Source organism: Sphingomonas arantia (genome assembly GCF_042682045.1).
Taxonomy (GTDB): Bacteria; Pseudomonadota; Alphaproteobacteria; order Sphingomonadales; family Sphingomonadaceae; genus Sphingomonas_R; species Sphingomonas_R arantia.
The window spans coordinates 311,489-329,620 of sequence record NZ_JBHUGS010000005.1; the positions used below are offsets into that span (position 1 = coordinate 311,489).

16 protein-coding genes are annotated in these 18,132 nt (G+C 66.1%); 1 reads left to right on the plus strand and 15 read right to left on the minus strand.

What is annotated here, in order from left to right; genetic code table 11:
• Positions 1-36: 36 nt before the first annotated feature.
• The 13 genes from ACFSGX_RS16520 to ACFSGX_RS16580 form a co-directional block, all read right to left on the minus strand.
• Positions 37-252 (minus strand): sulfurtransferase TusA family protein, encoded by a 216-nt coding sequence (locus ACFSGX_RS16520; protein ID WP_380931413.1) that lies wholly within the window; start codon positions 250-252, stop codon positions 37-39.
• Positions 249-1,619 (minus strand): ribosome biogenesis GTPase Der, encoded by a 1,371-nt coding sequence (der, locus tag ACFSGX_RS16525; RefSeq protein WP_380931414.1) that lies wholly within the window; start codon positions 1,617-1,619, stop codon positions 249-251. Before der ends, ACFSGX_RS16520 begins: the two co-directional genes overlap by 4 nt.
• 62 nt (positions 1,620-1,681) lie before the next feature.
• Positions 1,682-3,001, minus strand: coding sequence for a PQQ-binding-like beta-propeller repeat protein (locus tag ACFSGX_RS16530; protein WP_380931415.1), 1,320 nt, complete (start codon positions 2,999-3,001; stop codon positions 1,682-1,684).
• On the minus strand, positions 2,998-3,696 hold the full coding sequence (locus ACFSGX_RS16535) for a tetratricopeptide repeat protein (RefSeq protein ID WP_380931416.1): 699 nt from the start codon (positions 3,694-3,696) through the stop codon (positions 2,998-3,000). Before ACFSGX_RS16535 ends, ACFSGX_RS16530 begins: the two co-directional genes overlap by 4 nt.
• Before the next feature lie 65 nt (positions 3,697-3,761).
• Positions 3,762-4,604, minus strand: coding sequence for a 3-methyl-2-oxobutanoate hydroxymethyltransferase (gene panB / locus ACFSGX_RS16540; RefSeq protein ID WP_380931417.1), 843 nt, complete (start codon positions 4,602-4,604; stop codon positions 3,762-3,764).
• A gap of 51 nt (positions 4,605-4,655) precedes the next feature.
• Positions 4,656-5,534: a TraB/GumN family protein gene (locus ACFSGX_RS16545; RefSeq protein WP_380931418.1), complete on the minus strand. Its 879-nt coding sequence runs from the start codon at positions 5,532-5,534 to the stop codon at positions 4,656-4,658.
• Positions 5,531-7,114 carry a glutamine-hydrolyzing GMP synthase gene (gene guaA, locus ACFSGX_RS16550; protein WP_380931419.1) on the minus strand — a complete coding sequence of 528 codons (1,584 nt, stop codon included), beginning with the start codon at positions 7,112-7,114 and terminating at the stop codon, positions 5,531-5,533. Before guaA ends, ACFSGX_RS16545 begins: the two co-directional genes overlap by 4 nt.
• A gap of 75 nt (positions 7,115-7,189) precedes the next feature.
• Positions 7,190-9,292 (minus strand): prolyl oligopeptidase family serine peptidase, encoded by a 2,103-nt coding sequence (locus ACFSGX_RS16555; protein ID WP_380931420.1) that lies wholly within the window; start codon positions 9,290-9,292, stop codon positions 7,190-7,192.
• Between the two features lie 123 nt (positions 9,293-9,415).
• Positions 9,416-9,838 carry a 50S ribosomal protein L17 gene (gene rplQ, locus ACFSGX_RS16560; protein ID WP_380931421.1) on the minus strand — a complete coding sequence of 141 codons (423 nt, stop codon included), beginning with the start codon at positions 9,836-9,838 and terminating at the stop codon, positions 9,416-9,418.
• Between the two features lie 157 nt (positions 9,839-9,995).
• The gene (locus ACFSGX_RS16565) at positions 9,996-11,060 is read right to left on the minus strand and encodes a DNA-directed RNA polymerase subunit alpha (RefSeq protein WP_380931422.1); all 1,065 of its coding nucleotides are present in this window, start codon (positions 11,058-11,060) and stop codon (positions 9,996-9,998) included.
• Between the two features lie 85 nt (positions 11,061-11,145).
• On the minus strand, positions 11,146-11,535 hold the full coding sequence (rpsK, locus tag ACFSGX_RS16570) for a 30S ribosomal protein S11 (RefSeq protein WP_076072635.1): 390 nt from the start codon (positions 11,533-11,535) through the stop codon (positions 11,146-11,148).
• Between the two features lie 98 nt (positions 11,536-11,633).
• Positions 11,634-12,002, minus strand: coding sequence for a 30S ribosomal protein S13 (gene rpsM / locus ACFSGX_RS16575; protein ID WP_157175969.1), 369 nt, complete (start codon positions 12,000-12,002; stop codon positions 11,634-11,636).
• A 257-nt stretch (positions 12,003-12,259) separates the two neighbouring features.
• The gene (locus tag ACFSGX_RS16580) at positions 12,260-14,578 is read right to left on the minus strand and encodes an FdhF/YdeP family oxidoreductase (RefSeq protein WP_380931423.1); all 2,319 of its coding nucleotides are present in this window, start codon (positions 14,576-14,578) and stop codon (positions 12,260-12,262) included.
• Positions 14,579-14,686: 108 nt separating this feature from the next.
• Here ACFSGX_RS16580 and ACFSGX_RS16585 point away from each other — a divergent pair, with 108 nt between their 5' ends.
• Positions 14,687-15,781, plus strand: coding sequence for a catalase family protein (locus tag ACFSGX_RS16585; protein ID WP_380931424.1), 1,095 nt, complete (start codon positions 14,687-14,689; stop codon positions 15,779-15,781).
• Between the two features lie 123 nt (positions 15,782-15,904).
• Here ACFSGX_RS16585 and ACFSGX_RS16590 read toward each other — a convergent pair whose 3' ends face one another.
• Complete coding sequence (locus ACFSGX_RS16590) at positions 15,905-16,552, minus strand: adenylate kinase (protein ID WP_380931425.1); 648 nt, start codon at positions 16,550-16,552, stop codon at positions 15,905-15,907.
• A 41-nt stretch (positions 16,553-16,593) separates the two neighbouring features.
• Positions 16,594-17,961: a preprotein translocase subunit SecY gene (gene secY / locus ACFSGX_RS16595; RefSeq protein ID WP_380931426.1), complete on the minus strand. Its 1,368-nt coding sequence runs from the start codon at positions 17,959-17,961 to the stop codon at positions 16,594-16,596.
• Positions 17,962-18,132 lie beyond the last annotated feature (171 nt).

An 18,132-nucleotide genomic window follows, 5' to 3' on the forward strand; every position in this document is an offset into this window, starting at 1 on the left:
TACTCAAGAATAGGTAAACAAATGGTTGATGGAGGCTCAGGTCCGAATGTCTATTCGGTCCAATTCCTGGCTCATCGTCCAACCATTCGCGGCGGCCAGCGCAGCGATCTCGCTCCCGGCATTCGGATCATCCGCCATCACGACATAATACGTCCCATCCGCCCCCGCGCGAACGGCCCGCGCCAGCCGCAGCGCCGGCCATGGGCACCGCATCCCGCGCGTATCGATCAGCACCGCGCCCGCGTCGTTCACCGGTCGAACGGGTTCCGCGGTGCGCGCACGGTCAGCCGGATCGGCACCGCCCCGAAGCCAAGGTCCTTGCGGATCCCGTTCATCAGGTACCGCTTGTAGCTTTCGGGTAGCTGATCGACGCGCGTCCCGAACAGGATGAACCCCGGCGGCCGCGTCTTGGCCTGCGTCAGATAGCGCAGCTTGATGCGTCGTCCCCCCGGCGCCGGCGGCGGATTGATCTCGACCGCCTTCTCGAACCAGCGGTTGAGCACGCCCGTCGACACACGCTTCGACCACGCCTCGCGCACATCGAACGCCGCCTGGATCAGCTGGTCCATGCCACGCCCGGTCTCTGCCGAAATCGTCAGCAACGGGACGCCGCGGACCTGCGCCAGCCCCTCCTCCAGCGCGAACCGCACCCCCTGGAACAAGCTCGGCGGGTTCTCCGCCACATCCCACTTGTTCAGCGCGATGATCAGCGCTCGCCCCTCCTGCAACACCTGGTCGGCAATGCGCAGGTCCTGCGCCTCCAGCCCCAGCGTCGCATCGAGCAGCAGCACGACGACCTCCGCGAAGTCGACAGCATGCATCGCGTCGGCGGCAGACAGCTTCTCAAGCTTGTCCTGCACCTTCGCCTTCTTGCGTAACCCCGCCGTGTCGATCAGCCGCACCGGACGCACCTGCCCGTCGGGCGCGGTCCATTCCCAGTCGATCGCGATCGAGTCCCGTGTGATGCCGGCCTCCGGTCCGGTGATCATCCGCTCCTCGCCCAGGATGCGATTCACAAGCGTCGACTTGCCCGCATTGGGCCGCCCGACGATCGCCAGCTTCAGCGGACCGCTCTCCTCATCCTCTTCGGGCTCGTCGACGACATCGTCGAACCCGTCGAACTCGATATGCGGCCGCAACGCTTCGAACAGATCGACCAGACCGTCGCCATGTTCGGCCGAAAACGGCATCGGCGTGTCGAACCCCAGCGAATAGGCTTCCAGCACGCCGCTCTCCGCGGCCTTGCCCTCCGCCTTGTTGGCCATCAGGATCACCGGAGTATCCTCGGACCGCAGCCAGCGCGCGATCTCCTCGTCCTGCGGCACGATGCCGGCGCGCGCATCGATCAGGAACAGCGCGACGTCCGCCTCGCGCACCGCATTCTGCGTCTGCATCCGCATCCGGCCAGGCAGCGTGTCGGGGTCCTCGTCCTCGACGCCCGCGGTATCGATGATCTTGAATTCCATACCCAGCAGCACGGCGGTGCCTTCGCGCCGGTCGCGCGTCACGCCGGGCCGGTCATCCACCAACGCCACGCGCTTGCCGACCAGGCGATTGAAAAGCGTGGATTTGCCGACGTTCGGTCGGCCGACGATCGCGACGATGGGAAGTTTAGCCATCGCCGCGATGTAGCGGAATCTGCGCGCAGGTCACGGCAAAGTTGCGCAACCCGTTTGGCGGCCTACCGCCAGGCGCTCAGCTTCCCGTCATTGTCGAGCAGGAACAGCGTGTTCCCGGCCACCACCGGCGGCAGGTAGAACGCCTTGCCCGCCTCGATCGGCGCCGAGATCTTGCCGTCGGCCGGCGTCACCGACGCCATCTCGCCCTGCGTATTGACCACCAGCAAACGGTCGCCAGCCAGAACCGGTCCGGTCCAGCCGATCAGGCCCTTCTTCTTCTCTTCGTTCCGCCAGCGCGGCAGTTGGCTGATCCAGCGGATCCGCCCGGTTGCACGCTGGATACAGAGCATCCGCGCATCGTCGGTGACGACAAAGATCCAGTCGCCCACGACCGACGGGGTCGCGATACCCGCGACGTTCAACTCCCACAGGCGCTGGCCGGTGGTCAGCTCCAGGGCGACCATGCGTCCACCCTCGCCGACCGCATAGACGCGTCCGCCGTCGATCACCGGATCGGCATCGATATCGCTGAGAGTCGACACGGCGGTCGAAATGCTCGTCCGCGAAAGAGCATCCTGCCACACCGCGCGCCCGTTCTCGTAACGGTAAGCGGTCAACTCGCCGGAGGAGAAGCCCGCCACGACGGTTCCCTGCGCCGCCGCCGGAGCCGCCACGCCAAACACGCCGGCCGCTTCCAGCGTCCCGGATTCGTTCCAGATCGTGTCGCCCGTCGTCTGGTTCAGCGCGAACAGCTGGTTGTCCGGGCTCACGACGTAGACGTTGCCGTTCGACACGGTCGGCGCACCGCGCAACGGGCCGCCCGGCCGCTTCTTCCACACGACCTTGCCGGTCGCCGCTTCCAGCGACACCACATCGCCGACGCCGTTGGTGGCATAGAGCCGGTCGCCATCCACACTGACGCCACCGCCGAACAGCGAACGCTCGTTGCCGGCCGGATCGGTCAGGCGCGATGACCAGACGACGCCGCCCGTCGCGGCATCGATCGCGCGCACGACCGCTTCCGTATCCATCACATAGACGCGGTTGCCGGCCACCACCGGCGCCGCGGCCAGCCGGACCTGTTTGCTGCTGCCGGCGATCGAGACGGTCCAGGCGCGGGCAAGCGTCGGCTTCAGCGCGACATTACCCATCGATTTCTGGGCATTACCGCCCGACTGCGTCCAGCTGTCGTTCGCTTCGGCCGGCGGCACGGCAACCGGCACCGCGGCGATCGACGGGTCCAGCTCCGCGCCGTTTTCCGACGTCAGCACCGCGATCCGGTCACCTAGCAACGTCGTCTTCGGCTTGCCGCCCTTGAACACGCCGCAACCGGCCAGCGCCGTCGCGATCAGCAGCATCGCTGCGAACCTGCCCGTCTTCATTGCATGCTTTCCTCAGTCGACTGCGGCACGTCGAACCCGAGCGCACCCGCCACCCGCACCGCGCGTCCGCGCAGGCTGGCCGGCATCGTTTCGTCCCGCGCGATCGCGGCAAAGATCCGTCCCGCATCCTGCGCCTTGTTGGTGCGCAAATACGCAATCGCCACCATCTCGCCCGCGCTGCCGAACCACGGATTGCCCGCGATCGCCAGCGGCTTCAGCCGCGTGATCACCGTCGCCGGGGGCAGCTTGTCATATTCGATCGCCGTCTGGCGGACGAGCGCCGCATCGCGCAGCGGCTGCGGCACCGACGTGTCGGCCGCGACCTTCGCGAAACCTGCCAGCGCGGCTGCCTGATCGTTGCGAACGAGCGCTGCCGACGCGTCGGTCAACAGGGCCGCACCGCGATACCCGTCGTTGCTCGTCGCGGCGAGCCCTTCCAGCCGCGCCTTCACGCCGGCTTCCTTGCCCTCGCCCAGATCGGTCAGCGCCTGCGTCAGCACTTCACTATGCGCCTCGGCCGCCTGCGTCTGGCGATGCTGCCAGTAGATATACCCGCCGATCGCGGCGAGCAGCAGCACGACGGCGAGCAGGATCCACTTGCCGTTCCGCGAAACGAACGTCTCCACGCGGTCGCGACGCAGATCCTCGTCGACCTCGCGGAAAAACGTCTCTTCATTCTGTGGTGCGAGCGCCAATCGGGATCTCCGGACAAAGAACAGGCGGTAGCCTTAGCGACGCAACCGCCTGAACGGAAGCTGAGTCATAGTTTCGGCTGGTACGTCTCGCCCGCCGTCGGAAACGCCCGTGCCCGCACGTCGGCGGCATAGCGCGCGGCGGCATCGGTCACCCCTTCCGCCATCGTGCCATAAGCCTTCACGAACTTCGGCGTGCGGTCGAACAGGCCCAGCATGTCCTCGCCCACCAGCACCTGACCGTCGCATTGCGCCGACGCGCCAATGCCGATCGTCGGGCAGGACACCGCCTCGGTGATCGCGACCGCGATCGGCTCCAGCACGCCTTCGATCACGACCGCGAACGCGCCCGCGTCCGCCACAGCCTGCGCATCGCCGACGATCTTGGCCGCCTCCGCCTCGCTCCGCCCGCGTGCGCCATAGCCGCCCAGCGCATTCACCGCCTGCGGGGTCAGCCCGACATGCGCCATCACCGGGATGCCGCGCGCGGACAGGAACGCGATCGTCTCGGCCATCGCGACGCCGCCTTCCAGCTTCACCGCCGACGCGCCGGTCTCCTTCAGGATGCGCGCAGCACTGTCGAACGCCACTTCCTTCGACGCCTCGTAACTGCCGAACGGCATGTCGATCACGACCAGCGCATGCGCCGCCCCGCGCACCACCGCCGCCCCGTGCGCACACATCATCTCCAGCGTGACGGGTACCGTGGACGGCAACCCGTAGATGACCTGCGCCAGGCTATCGCCGACCAGCAGCATGTCGCAATGCGGGTCGAGCAGCGCGGCAACCCGCGCGGTGTAGGCAGTCAGCATCACCAGCGGCGTGCCCCCCTTGGCGGCGCGGATCGCAGGAACGGTGATGCGGCGGAGCGGCGTGGCGGAGGCCCCCGCCTCAGGCTGGAAAGTCGACATGCGCCCGCCTACCAACGCCGGCCCCTCGGCGCAAATCGTGTGCCCTGACCTCTAGAGACGCACCGCGTTGATTCCGCTCTTTGCCAGCTGCGCCTGGACGCTGTCCGGGCCGACCAGATGACCGACCCCAACCGCGACGAAGATCGTGCCCTTCCCCGCCAGCATTGTCTTGATGCGGCCGGCCCAGTCGATATTCCGCGCGACAAGCAGCTTGTCGTACAGCAAAGGCGACTCCTGCTTCATGTCGGTCGTCACGATCCGCGCCAGCGTCGGCACGTCGCCATTCTCCCACGCGGTCGCCATCGTCGTCAGTTCTGCCGGGCCCTTTTCGGCTTCCTGCATCGCGCTATCCAGAAACGCGAGCTGCTCGGCCTCGCTGAAGTCGGCGAGGAAGCGGATCTGCTGCTCGGGCGTCTCGAACCCGTGGATCTGGTCCTTCTCCGCGACCGCGACGATGCGCAGCGTCCGGTCCGCGCCTGCAACCGGGTCGAGCCCCGCCTTCACGAACGGCAACGTGCCGAGTGTCACCGCCGCTAGCCAGGGCCGCATCGGCTCCAGCTGCGCCATCGGCATACCGTATGGCTTCAGCACCGCGGCCAGCCGCACGCGCTGCGCCTCGGTCAGCTTCTGCGAAAGCGGCTTGGTCTGGTCGAGTCCGTATTTCTTCAGGATCACGGCCATCGTCGCCTGCGACGTCGCCAGATCGTCGCTAATCTCCAGCCACAATTGGCGCGACGCCTTCATCGCCGCATCGATCTTCTTGGTCTTCCACCCGGTATCACGCCGCACGGCGTGCGCCGTCCCGAACAGGTAGATCGTCGAGTCGGCATCACGCACCGCCCACATCGCCGGCTCCGCCGCCGCCGGTGCCGCGACCGTGCAGGCCATCGCCAGCGCAACGCCGGCCGCTGCTATTCCGCGTCGGGTCATTCCCATTCGATCGTCCCCGGCGGCTTGGATGTATAGTCGTACGTCACACGGTTGATGCCCTGCACCTCGTTCACGATCCGCGTCGCCACGCGCGACAGGAACGCAGCATCGAACGGATAAACATCCGCCGTCATGCCGTCGGTCGACGTCACCGCCCGCAACGCGCAAACATAGTCGTAGGTCCGGCTGTCGCCCATCACACCCACGGTCCGCACGGGCAGCAGCACCGCGAACGCCTGCCAGATCGCATCGTACAGCCCGGCCGCGCGGATCTCGGCCAGATACACCGCATCCGCCTTGCGCAGGATGTCGCAGCGCGCCTTGGTCACCTCGCCCGGAATGCGGATCGCCAGGCCCGGCCCCGGAAACGGATGCCGCCCGACGAACAGTTCCGGCAACCCCAGCTCGCGGCCCAGCGCACGCACCTCGTCCTTGAACAGCTCACGCAGCGGCTCGACCAGCGCCATGTCCATCCGCTCGGGCAGGCCGCCGACATTGTGATGGCTCTTGATCGTCACCGACGGCCCGCCGGTGAAGCTCACACTCTCGATCACGTCGGGGTACAGCGTCCCCTGCGCCAGGAACTTGGCCCCGCCGATCTTCTTGGCCTGATCCTCGAACACGTCGATGAACGTCTTGCCGATGAACTTCCGCTTCGCTTCCGGATCGGTCAGCCCCGCCAGCCCGTTCAGGAACAGCGTCTCGACATTCACATGGACCAGCGGGATGCCGTAATGTTCGCGGAACAGCCCGACCACCTGGTCCGCCTCGCCCAACCGCAGGAGCCCGTGATCGACGAACACGCACGTCAGCTGGTCGCCGATCGCCTCGTGGATCAGCACCGCCGCCACCGCCGAATCGACTCCGCCGGACAATCCGCAAATCACCCGCCCGTCGCCGACCTGCGCGCGGATCTCGGCGATCTTGGCCTGCCGGAACTCAGCCATCGTCCAGTCGCCGGCAAGTCCGCAGACATGCCGCGCGAAGTTCGCGATCAGCTTGGCCCCGTCGGGCGTGTGGACCACCTCCGGGTGGAACTGCACGCCGTAGAACCGTCGATCCTCGTCCGCGGTCACCGCGAACGGTGCGCCTTCGGATGCGGCGACCGGGTGGAAGCCGGGCGGCAGCGCGTCGACGCGGTCGCCATGGCTCATCCACACCTGATGGCGTTCGCCTTCCGCCCACATCCCGTCGAACAGCGCGGACCGCTTCGTCACCTCGATGAACGCGCGGCCGAACTCACCGCTTTCATGCGGCGTCACCGATCCTCCGAGCTGCTGGCACATCAGCTGCTGGCCGTAACAGATCCCCAGGATCGGCAACCCCGCCTCGAAAAACTCCTGCGGCACGCGTGGGCTATCGAGCCGTGCCACCGAGTCCGGGCCGCCCGACAGGATGATCCCGCGCGGCTGCAACCGCTCGAAGGCTTCGGCGGCACGGTTGAACGGCGCAACCTCGGAATAAGCGCCTGCCTCCCGCACGCGGCGCGCGATCAGCTGTGTCACCTGGCTGCCGAAATCGACGATCAGGATGCAATCGGTGGGGTGTGCGGTCGGGGGGGTGGGGGTGCCGTCTGTCATGGCGCTACGCGATACGATCCACCCCCCGCCCTGTCCAGCGACGCTTCGTGCCATCCGCCCGTTAGGGTCGCATGATCACTGTCCCCCGGCGATCGCCCCCTCGGCGGCTGTGGTCAGGCCCGTCCACTTGCCGGCGAACGCCCAGAGGTCGGTATATTCCTCGATGATCTTGTCGGTCGGCTTGCCCGATCCGTGCCCGGCGCGCGTTTCGATCCGGATCAGGTGCGGCTTGTCGCCCACCTTCGCCGCCTGCAACGCCGCGGTGTATTTGAAGCTATGACCCGGTACCACGCGGTCGTCCGTATCGGCCGTCGTCACCAGCACCGCGGGGTAAGGCTTGCCGTCCGCGATGTTGTGATAGGGCGAATAGGCGCGCAGCACGCGGAAATCGGCCTCCTTCGACGGATAGCCATAATCGTCGGTCCAGTAGCGCCCGGCGGTGAACCGGTCGAACCGCAACATGTCCATCACCCCGACCGCGGGCAGCGCCGCCGCGAACAGGTCCGGCCGCTGGTTGACGACCGCGCCGACCAGCAGGCCGCCGTTGGAGCCGCCACGGATCGCCAGCTTGTCCTTCGTCGTGATCCCCTGCGCGATCAGATATTCGCCCGCCGCGATGAAGTCGTCGAACACATTCTGCTTGTTCTGCAGGCGCCCGGCATCGTGCCAGGCATTGCCATATTCCCCGCCGCCACGCAGCGACGCCTGCGCATACACCCCGCCCATGTCCATCCACGCCAGGTTCGCGGGGGAGAAGGACGGCGTCATCGAAATGTTGAACCCGCCGTAAGCGTACAACATCGTCGGCGCGCCCTTGTCGAGGTTCAGCCCCTTCTTGTGCACGACGAACAGCGGGATCTTCGTACCGTCCTTCGACGGGTAGAAACGCTGTTCCACGACATAGTTCGCCGGGTCGAACGCTACCTTCGGCATCGCCCACGGCGTCGCCTTGCCGCTCGCGACATCGTAGCGGTAGATCGCGCTTGGCGTGTTGAAGCTGGTGAACGCGAAGAACGTCTCGCTGTCGTCCTGCTTGCCCCCGAACCCGCCGACGCTGCCGATCCCCGGCAACGCCACCGTCCGCACCGGTTTGCCGTCGAGGTCGCTGACCCGCACCTCGCTCTTGGCGTCGACCAGATACTCCGCGACCAGCTTGCCGCCGACGATCCCCGCGCCCTGCAGCGTGGCCTTGTCCTCGGCGATTACCGGCGTCACGACCGGCGCGGCGCCGCCCACGGCGACCTTCACGACGCGCAGCCGCGGTGCGTCCAGATCGGTCACGAACCAGAAATCGCTGCCCTGGTTGCCGGCGACCATCCAGTTGTTCTTGAGACCCGTGAACAACGGCTGCGGCGTGGCGCCGGGCTTCGTCAGGTCGAGCAGCGCGATATCGTTGCGCGGGTCGGTCCCCTCGGACGTGTAGATCACCAGCCAGCGACCGTCGTCGGTCACGCTGCCATAATGGCCCCACTTCGGATGCGCCGGCGTCTCGTAGACCAGTCGGTCCGCGGACTGCGGCGTGCCGAGCCGGTGGAAGTAGAGCTTGCTGTTCAGGTTGACCGCCTGGAACGTATCGCCCGCCGCCGGTTCGGGGAAGCGCGAATAATAGAAGCCCGAGCCGTCCTTCGCCCAGCTGCCATTGCTGGTCTTCACGAACTTGATCTCGTCGGTCATCACCTTGCCGGTGTCGACGTCGAGTACCTTCAGCGTCCGCCAGTCGGTGCCGCCGTCCTGGATCGAATAGACGATCCGCTTGCCATCTTCCGACGGGTTCCAGTCCGACAGCGCGGTCGCGCCGTCCTTGGCCCATAGGTTCGGATCGATCAGCAGCCGGGGCGTGCCGTCCAGCGCGTCGCGGACGTACAGCACGGCCTGGTTCTGCAACCCGGTGTTGCGCGTGTAGAAATAGCGTCCGCCCGACTTCCGCGGCACGCCGAACCGCTCGTAGTTCCACAGCGCCTTCAGCCGCTGGGCGATCGCGTCGCGACCCGGCAGCGTCTTGAGATAGGCGTCCGTCACCGCGTTCTCGGCCGTCACCCATTCGCGGACCTTCGGGTCCTGCCGCACGTCGTTTTCGAGCCAGCGATATGGGTCCTTCACAGCCTCGCCGAACTGCACGTCGGCGACGGTGCCGCGTTCGGTCTTGGGATAGGTCAGGGCCTGGGCGGAAAGCGGCATGGCGGACACCGAAAGCAGGAGAGCAAGGACAGGACGCAACATGGGGGACGCACTCCGCACAAACGAGAAGGGCCGGAGACTATCGTCCCCGGCCCCTGCCGCAAGTCCAAAGCCGTGCGTTAATCAGGCTTCGTCGTCATACTCGTCCTGCACCTGGACTGGACCGGAGTCCTGGCCCTTGGCGGACATGTCGCGGTCGACGAACTCGATGATCGCCATCGATGCCGCATCCGAGGCGCGAATACCGGCCTTGATCACGCGGGTGTAACCACCGGCGCGCGTGGCGTAGCGATCGGCGATCACGTCGAACAGCTTCACCAGCTGCGTGTCGTCGAGCATGCGGGCATGCGCCAAACGACGGTTGGCCAGGCCACCCTTCTTCGCCAGCGTCACCAGCTTTTCGACATAGGGCCGCAGTTCCTTCGCCTTGGCGAGGGTCGTCGTGATCTGCTCATGCTTGATGAGCGCCGCCGACATGTTGCGGAACATGGCCGTACGATGGCTGCCCGTCCGCTGAAGTTTCCGTCCGCCTACACGATGGCGCATAATCCATACTCCGTTCGTTCAGGGGCCGTGTCAGGTACCCCGGACCAGGCGGTGAAGGGCACCGCCAAACCCATTCCCCCGACACGATCGCGCCGGGTCAAATCCTTCGAAGTTGTCAAAGTTGCGGTGTAAAACACATCCGCAACTTCGACCGACCTCAAAACTCCTGTTCGAGCTTCTTGGCCATTTCCTCGATATTCTCGGGCGGCCAGCCCGGGATTTCCATCCCCAGCCGCAGCCCCATCGACGCCAGCACTTCCTTGATCTCGTTCAGCGACTTGCGACCGAAATTCGGGGTGCGGAGCATCTCGGCTTCGGTCTTGCCGACCAGATCGCCGATATAGATGATGTTGTCGTTCTTGAGGCAGTTCGCCGAACGCACCGACAGTTCCAGTTCGTCCACCTTCTTGAGAAGGTAGCGGTTGAGCTGGTTGCTGTCGCCTTCCGGATCGACGCCACCCGAGGACGGCGGCACGGCGATCCCGATCGGGGCCGAGGTCGACACCATCGAGTCGTCGAAGTGGACGAACAGCTGCAACTGGTCCTGCAGGATGCGCGCGGCATAGGCCACGGCGTCCTCGGGCGTCACGGTGCCGTCGGTTTCGATGTTCAGCGTGAGCTTGTCATAGTCCAGCTCCTGCCCGACGCGGGTGTTCTCGACCTTGTACGCCACCTGGCGGACGGGCGAGTACAGCGCATCGACCGGGATCAGACCGATCGGCGCATCGGCCGGACGGTTGTTCGCGGACGGGACATAGCCCTTCCCGACATCGGCGGTCAGTTCCATGTTCAGAACGGCGCCCTCGTCGAGATGGCACAGCACGAGCTTGGGGTTCATGACCTCGATGTCGCCCGACGTGGCGATGTCGCCCGCGGTGACCTCGGCCGGTCCGGTGACCGACAGCTGAAGGCGCTTCGGCCCTTCGCCCTGCATGCGCAGCGCGATCTGCTTGACGTTCAGGACGATGTCGGTGACATCTTCCCGGACGCCGGCCAGCGACGAGAATTCGTGCAGCACGTTCTCGATCTTGATCGAGGTGACGGCCGCCCCCTGAAGCGACGACAGCAGCACGCGGCGCAGCGCGTTGCCCAGCGTCAGGCCGAAGCCGCGCTCGAGCGGTTCGGCAACAAAAGTCGCCTTCCGCTTCCCGTCGCCGCCGGCCTTCTTCTCGAGGCCATGCGGCTTCTTCATTTCCTGCCAGTTCTTGGCGTTGACAGCCATGAGTGTCCCTCGACGTTGGGCAACGAGGCGCGTCCGCCCCGGCCAGGAAGTTCGCGGACGGAGCCGAACGGCCCCGCCCCGGTAATCAGACGCGGCGGCGCTTGGACGGGCGCACGCCGTTGTGCGGGATCGGCGTCACGTCGCGGATGGACGTGATGTGGAAACCGACCGCCTGCAGTGCACGCAACGCCGACTCGCGACCGGAACCGGGGCCCTTGACCTCGACCTCGATCGTGCGGACGCCGTGCTCGGACGCCTTCTTGCCGGCGTCTTCCGCGGCGACCTGCGCTGCGTACGGCGTCGACTTGCGGCTGCCCTTGAACCCCATCATGCCGGCCGAGGACCAGGCAATGGTATTGCCTTGCGCATCGGTGATCGTGATCATGGTGTTGTTGAAGCTGGCGTTGACGTGGGCGACGCCCGACGTGATGTTCTTACGCTCGCGCCGCTTGATGCGCTGTGGTTCGCGTGCCATTTTTCGATGGTCCTACTATATTCTGTTGCTGCTTCCGCCACCGCGCCTTCGCGCATCGACGGAGAAGTAAAGGGTCGCTGGCTTGCCAGCGCCTCTCCTTACTTCTTCTTGCCGGCGATCGGCTTGGCCTTGCCCTTGCGGGTGCGCGCATTGGTATGCGTGCGCTGGCCGCGGACCGGCAGGCCCTTGCGATGACGCAGGCCGCGGTAGCAGGCCAGATCCATCAGGCGCTTGATGTTCATCGCCACCGTGCGGCGAAGATCACCCTCGACCGTGTGGCCGGCGTCGATCGCTTCGCGGATCTGCAGAACTTCCTGGTCGGTTAGGTCCTGCACGCGACGGGTCCGGTCGATGCCGAGCTGCTCGGTGAGCTGCAGCGCCTTGGTGCGGCCGATGCCGTGAATATAGGTCAGCGCGATTTCGACGCGCTTGTTGCTCGGGATGTTTACACCCGCGATACGTGCCATGTGATACTTTCTCCTGCTCCACGGGCGGCTGGCTGACCGACCCATCTCGACGCGTGGGCCCGCGAAACGAATCATTCGCTACGGACCACCCGAAAACCGGAAAACCGACGCGCGCATAGGAACGCCGCCGGGTCTGCCTCTCGGGATGCGCGGGGGTTAGGGCTTCCCCCCTCCGCTGTCAAGCCAACCCAAAGGAAGGGCGACCCGTCGCGTCACGACCGGTCGCCCTGAAACCCATCGGCCCGTAATGCGTGCGGTCAGGCGACCACGCGCACCGGCACCGACTTCGCCGCCAGCGTGTGCGACTCGACGTCGTGATGCTTCAGCGGGATCAGCGGATTGCACTCGGGATAATAGGCCCCGATGCAGCCGACCGGCACTTCGTACGGCACGATCCGCAGGCCGAGCACCGACCGGTCGTGACCGTCGTCGTAGATCGTCTCCAGCCCGACGATCTGGTCCGCCGCCAGCCCGAGCCGTTCGATATCCTCCGGGTTCATCAGCACCACCTGACGCGAACCGGAGATGCCGCGGAACCGGTCGTCGTAGCCGTAGATTGTCGTGTTGAACTGATCGTTCGAGCGCAGCGTCATGAGCCGCAGCGTCTCGGGCGTATCGGCAAACCCGGTCGAGTCGAGCCCGGTCGGCAACTGGATCTGCGCCTTGCCGCTCTCGGTCAGCCACGTGCGCGAGCGCACCGCGTTGCCCTTGTCCAGCCCGCCGGGGACATGCATCCGCTTCTCGTAATCGCGGAACTTCTCCGGGAACGTCGCTTCGATCGCTGTGCGGATCAGGCGGTAGTCGCCGACCCAGGCATCCCAGTCCAGCTTCGGATTGGGATCGAGGATTTCCTTCGCCAGCCGGCCGACGATCGCCGGCTCCGACATCAGGTCGCCGTCCGGCGCTTTGCGCGTGCCGATCGAGGCGTGGATGCAGCTCGTGCTGTCCTCGATCGACACGGTCTGCGGCCCGGTCGCCTGGTCGTCGCGCTCGGTGCGGCCGATGCACGGCAGGACATAGGCGACCCTGCCGGGCAGCAGATGGCTACGGTTGAGCTTCGTCGCGACGTGGACGGTCAGCGACAGCGACTGCCAGACGGCCTCCATCCGGTACGTGTCCGGAATGGCGCGGACGAAGTTGCCGCCGAGCTGGATGAACGCATCCACCTCTCCCGCCAGGATCCCTTCGCATGCCGTGGTGGTGTCGAGGCCCTCCTCGCGCGGCGGTTCGAAGCCATATTGCGCGGCCAGGATATCGAGCGGCGCATGCTCCGGCTTGTGGCCGATGCCGACGGTCCGCTGGCCCTGCACATTGCTGTGCCCGCGGACCGGACAGATGCCCGCCCCCGGCTTTCCGAAGTTCCCGCGCAGCAGAAGCAGGTTGACGAGCATGTCGACATTCTCGGTCCCGCGGACATGCTGGGTCAGGCCCATGCCATAGACCGCCATGACGGCCTTGGCCTCCGCATATACGCGCGCGGCCGCGATGATATCGACGCGCGGCAGGCCGGACGCCGCCTCGATCGCCTCCCAGCTCGTGCCGCGCGCGCGTTCGGCTAGTGCGTCGTAGCCGGTCGTGTGTTCGGCCAGGAAATCATGGTCGAGGAAAATGCTGCCCCCGGCCTTGCCGCCCGCGGCGTCGTCCGCCTCGATCAGCCATTTGCACATGCCCATCAGAACCGCGATGTCGCCGCCGGTCTTCACCTGATGATATTGCGTGCTGATCGGCGTCGACGTGCCGAGCGCCATGTCGAGCGGGTTCTGCGGATCGGCGAACCGTTCCAGCCCGCGCTCCTTCAGCGGATTGAACGTCACGACCTTGCAGCCGCGCTTCACCGCGGTGCGGAGCGGATGGAGCATGCGCGGCGAGTTCGACCCGACATTCTGACCGAAGAACAGGATCGCATCGGCATGCTCGAAATCGTCGAGCCGCGTCGTGCCGACCGCCTCGCCGATCGTCTTCTTCAGCGCGACGCCGGTCGTCTCGTGACACATGTTGGAGCTGTCAGGCAGGTTGTTGCAGCCGTACATCCGCGCCATCAGCTGATACATATAGCTCGTTTCGAGCGAGGCACGGCCGGACGAGTAGAACACCGCACGCTTCGGATCGCGCACGCGGATCTTGCGCAGTTCCGCGCCGATCTCCGCGAAGGCCGCGTCCCACGTCGTGGTGCGATAGGTATCGCTCGCCGGGTCGTAACGGACCGGATGGGTGAGCCGGCCATGCTGTTCCAGCTCGTAATCGGACAGATCGCGCAGCGCAGTCACGGGATGCGTCTCGAGCCATTCGGGCGAGGTGCGGTATCCGGTCGCCTCCCACGCGGTCGCCTTGGCGCCGTTCTCGCAGAATTCGACGGGGTGGGGATGCGCGGGTTTCGACCAGGCGCAGCTGACGCACTGGAACCCGTCGGTCTTGTTCTGGCGACGCAGCAGGTTCGCCATGTCGAGCGGGTCGAGCTTTTCCTTGGGCAGGATCGCCGCCATTCCCTTCATCGATCCCCAGCCGCCGGCGGGCCCTTCATAGTCAGTGATCTGGGCCTGCGCGGGGCCGTGGTCGTCGCTCTTGTGCTTGGTCATCTGGAACACCCGTTCTGATCGTCACCCTACCAACGCGGTGACGACCGGAACCGGTCCGCTCCGGCGAAGGTTTCTTGAGCTAACCTATGACATCACCGGAGTTGCCCGATGCCGAAATCCCCGATCGCCTTCGACTACACGCTCGAAACGGTGGCGCCGGACGAGGCGGAAACGCACGCCGAGCTGTCGCGCACGCTGATGGGCATCCAGCACACCGTCAACGACGATCACGGCCACGCCTATCGCAGCGTCCATGCCAAGAGCCATGCGCTTCTGGAGGCGACGTTCGAGGTGGTCGAGGGTCTGCCGAGCGAACTGGCGCAGGGGCTGTTCGGCACCGCCAAGAGTTACCCCGCGATCGTGCGGATCTCGACCAATGCGGGCGATCCGCTGCCCGACACGATCTCGCTGCCGCGCGGCATGGCGGTGAAGGTGATTGGCGTCGAGGGTGCGCGGTTGCCCGGGTCGGAGCACGACCAGGTCCAGGATTTCGTGATGGCCAACGGCAAGGCGTTCGCGGCGAAGGACGCCAAGGCGTTCATGAAGAACCTGAAGCTGCTCGCCGGCACGACCGACAAGGCGGAATGGAGCAAGAAGGCGATCTCCGCGGTGTTCCGCACGGCGGAGCGCGCGCTTGAGGCGGTGGGCGCGGAGAGCACGTTCCTCAAGACTATGGGCGGCTATCCGAACTCGCACCCGCTCGGCGAGAGCTATTTCAGCCAGGTGCCGATCCGGTTCGGCGAGTATGTCGGCAAGATCGGCGTGTTCCCTGCGTCGCAGAGCTTCACCGTGCTCGAAGGCAAGGAGATCGCGATCGACGGCCGCGCCGATGCGATCCGCGAGGAAATGAACCGCGTACTCGGCGTCGACGGCGGCGTTTGGGAGATGAAGGTCCAGCTGATGCGCGACGTCGAGGCGAACCCGATCGAAGACGCCTCGGTCGCCTGGCCGGAGGAGGATAATCCGTACCTCACCGTCGCGCGTATCCGGATCGCACCGCAGACCGCCTGGAGCGAAACCCGCGCGACGGTCGGCGACGACACGCTGGCGTTCGCGCCGTGGCAGGGGCTCGCTGCGCATCAGCCGCTCGGTGGGATCATGCGGGCGCGCAAGCTGCCCTACAAGAACTCCGCCGCGCTGCGTGGGCAGTTGAACGGGTGCCCGATGCACCAGCCGCGCGAGGCGGTGAAGCTGCCGGCCTGAACCTCGAACAGCGGGCTCGTCGGCCAGACGGTCGCCGAGCCCGGCCCCTTCAACGGCAATGTGGGCAGCGGGGTCCCGGATCAAGTCCGGGACGATGTGTTCGTAAAGCGGAGCCAGCTCCTGTCAGCGGTCGAGGATTGCCTCGATCGCCTGCGCCACGTCACCGATGTCGGCCATGCCGTCCACGCGCTGCACCAGCCCGCGGCTCTCGTAATAAGGCAGGATCGGCGCGGTCTTGGCGCGATACTCGGCCATCCGGGTCCGCACGGTCTCGGCATTGTCATCCGGCCGGCGCTTGAACGTCGTCGAGCCGCACACGTCGCAGACGCCCGCGACCTTCGGCTGCTGAAACGTGTCGTGGTAACCCGCGCCGCAGTTCGCGCAGGTAAAGCGCCCCTCGACGCGCGCAACGAGCGCCTCCTCGTCGACGACCAGTTCGATCACATGATCGAGCGTCCGGCCGCGCTCCGCGAGCAGCGTATCGAGCGATTCCGCCTGCGCCTGCGTCCGGGGATAGCCGTCGAAAATCACGCCGCGCGCGGTGTCCGGCTGGTCCAGCCGTTCACCCAGTACCTGGCTCATCAAGTCGTCGGGAAACAGCTTGCCCGCCTTCATGACGCCGTCGGCCAGCTTCCCGATCTCGCTGCCGGATGCGACCGCGGCGCGCAGCATGTCGCCGGTAGAAACCTGCACCATGCCGCGATCACGCTCCAGTCGGCTGGCCTGCGTGCCCTTGCCCGCCCCCGGCGGCCCAAGCAGAATGATGTTCATGTGGCCGCGGCCCCCCTCGCTTCGATCCATGGTGGTCGGCTTTAGCGCCGCACGCCACCCTTCAGCTTCGCCTTCTTGATCAGGTCACCATATTGGTGCGCGAGCAAGTGGCTCTGGATCTGCGTCACCGTGTCGATCGTGACGTTGACCACGATCAGCAGGCTCGTCCCGCCCAGGTAGAACGGAATGCCCGCCCGAGCGACGATATATTCGGGCACCAGACAGATGAACGTCAGGTACGCCGCGCCGAGCACGGTGATGCGCGTCAGCACATAGTCCAGATAGTCCGCGGTCGACTTGCCCGGACGGATGCCGGGGACGAACCCGCCATAGCGCTTGAGGTTGTCGGCGGTCTCTTCCGGATTGAACACGACGGCGGTGTAGAAGAAGCAAAAGAAGATGATTCCGGCCGCATAGAGCGACATGTAAAGCGGCGTGCCGTGCGCGAGATACTGGTTCAGCCCGATCAGGAAATCGCCCCACGCGCTGTCGCCCTCGACGCGCTTGCCGGCAAACTGCGAGATCGTCAGCGGCATCAGCAGCAGCGACGACGCGAAGATCGGCGGGATGACGTTGGCGGTGTTGATCTTCAGCGGCAGATGGCTGCGATCCGCCTGCATCATGCCGCGCGCGGTCTGGCGCTTGGGATACTGGATCAGCACGCGGCGCTGCGCCCGCTCCATGAAGCAGATGAACAGGATCAGGCCGATAACCAGCGCCAGCACGCCGATGATCAGGATCGGGGACAGCGAACCGGTCCGGCCGCCTTCGAGCACGTTGACGATCGTCTTGGGGATCGCCGCGACGATGCCGGCCATGATGATCAGCGAAACGCCGTTGCCGATCCCGCGGCTGGTGATCTGCTCACCCAGCCACATCAGGAACATCGTGCCGCCGATCAGCGACAGCACGGTGGTGAAGCGGAACAGGTACGGATCGACCACGACCGCGGCGATGCCCTGCGTGCTGCCCCAACTCTCCAGCCCGACGGCGATGAAATAGGCCTGGACCGCGGTCAGCCCGACCGTGCCGTAGCGCGTATACTGGTTGAGCTTCTTGCGCCCGCTCTCGCCTTCCTTCTTGATCGCGGCCAGCTGCGGCGACAGCGAGGTCGCGAGCTGCACCACGATCGAGGCGGTGATGTAGGGCATGACGCCGAGCGCGATGAGGCTCATCCGCTCCAGGCTGCCGCCCGAAAATGTGTTGAAGAAGTCCAGCACGCCGCCGCGGGTCTGCGAAAACAGCACCTCCAGCGCGCGCGGGTCGATGCCCGGCAGCGGCACGTGGCTGAGCAGCCGGAACACGATGAGCGCGCCCAGCGTGAACCAGAGGCGCTTCTTGAGGTCGGTCGCCTTGGAGAATTGCGACAGGCTGACGTTCGCTGCCAGCTGTTCCGCTGCGGATGCCATAGGGTATCAGATCCCGGTAAAAAATGGCGGCGGGAGACCCGCTCACCGCCGCCACATATAGTCGTACCGACCGGTTTGTCTAAGCCGAAGGGGACGGGCCGAGATCCGGCCTGCTCCATCCCCTGCCCGTTCGGTTCTGACCGGTCGAAAAACGACCCGGCCTTCGCCCGC

Coding starts and splice junctions, on each gene's coding strand:
- ACFSGX_RS16585 (WP_380931424.1), top strand. CDS start 14,687: ATGCCGAAATCCCCGATCGCCTTCGACTACACGCTCGAAACGGTGGCG.
- ACFSGX_RS16580 (WP_380931423.1), bottom strand. CDS start 14,578: ATGACCAAGCACAAGAGCGACGACCACGGCCCCGCGCAGGCCCAGATC.
- ACFSGX_RS16565 (WP_380931422.1), bottom strand. CDS start 11,060: ATGGCTGTCAACGCCAAGAACTGGCAGGAAATGAAGAAGCCGCATGGC.
- ACFSGX_RS16555 (WP_380931420.1), bottom strand. CDS start 9,292: ATGCCGCTTTCCGCCCAGGCCCTGACCTATCCCAAGACCGAACGCGGC.
- ACFSGX_RS16545 (WP_380931418.1), bottom strand. CDS start 5,534: ATGACCCGACGCGGAATAGCAGCGGCCGGCGTTGCGCTGGCGATGGCC.
- ACFSGX_RS16530 (WP_380931415.1), bottom strand. CDS start 3,001: ATGAAGACGGGCAGGTTCGCAGCGATGCTGCTGATCGCGACGGCGCTG.
- secY (WP_380931426.1), bottom strand. CDS start 17,961: ATGGCATCCGCAGCGGAACAGCTGGCAGCGAACGTCAGCCTGTCGCAA.
- rpsK (WP_076072635.1), bottom strand. CDS start 11,535: ATGGCACGCGAACCACAGCGCATCAAGCGGCGCGAGCGTAAGAACATC.
- rplQ (WP_380931421.1), bottom strand. CDS start 9,838: ATGCGCCATCGTGTAGGCGGACGGAAACTTCAGCGGACGGGCAGCCAT.
- ACFSGX_RS16590 (WP_380931425.1), bottom strand. CDS start 16,552: ATGAACATCATTCTGCTTGGGCCGCCGGGGGCGGGCAAGGGCACGCAG.
- rpsM (WP_157175969.1), bottom strand. CDS start 12,002: ATGGCACGTATCGCGGGTGTAAACATCCCGAGCAACAAGCGCGTCGAA.
- panB (WP_380931417.1), bottom strand. CDS start 4,604: ATGTCGACTTTCCAGCCTGAGGCGGGGGCCTCCGCCACGCCGCTCCGC.
- der (WP_380931414.1), bottom strand. CDS start 1,619: ATGGCTAAACTTCCCATCGTCGCGATCGTCGGCCGACCGAACGTCGGC.
- guaA (WP_380931419.1), bottom strand. CDS start 7,114: ATGACAGACGGCACCCCCACCCCCCCGACCGCACACCCCACCGATTGC.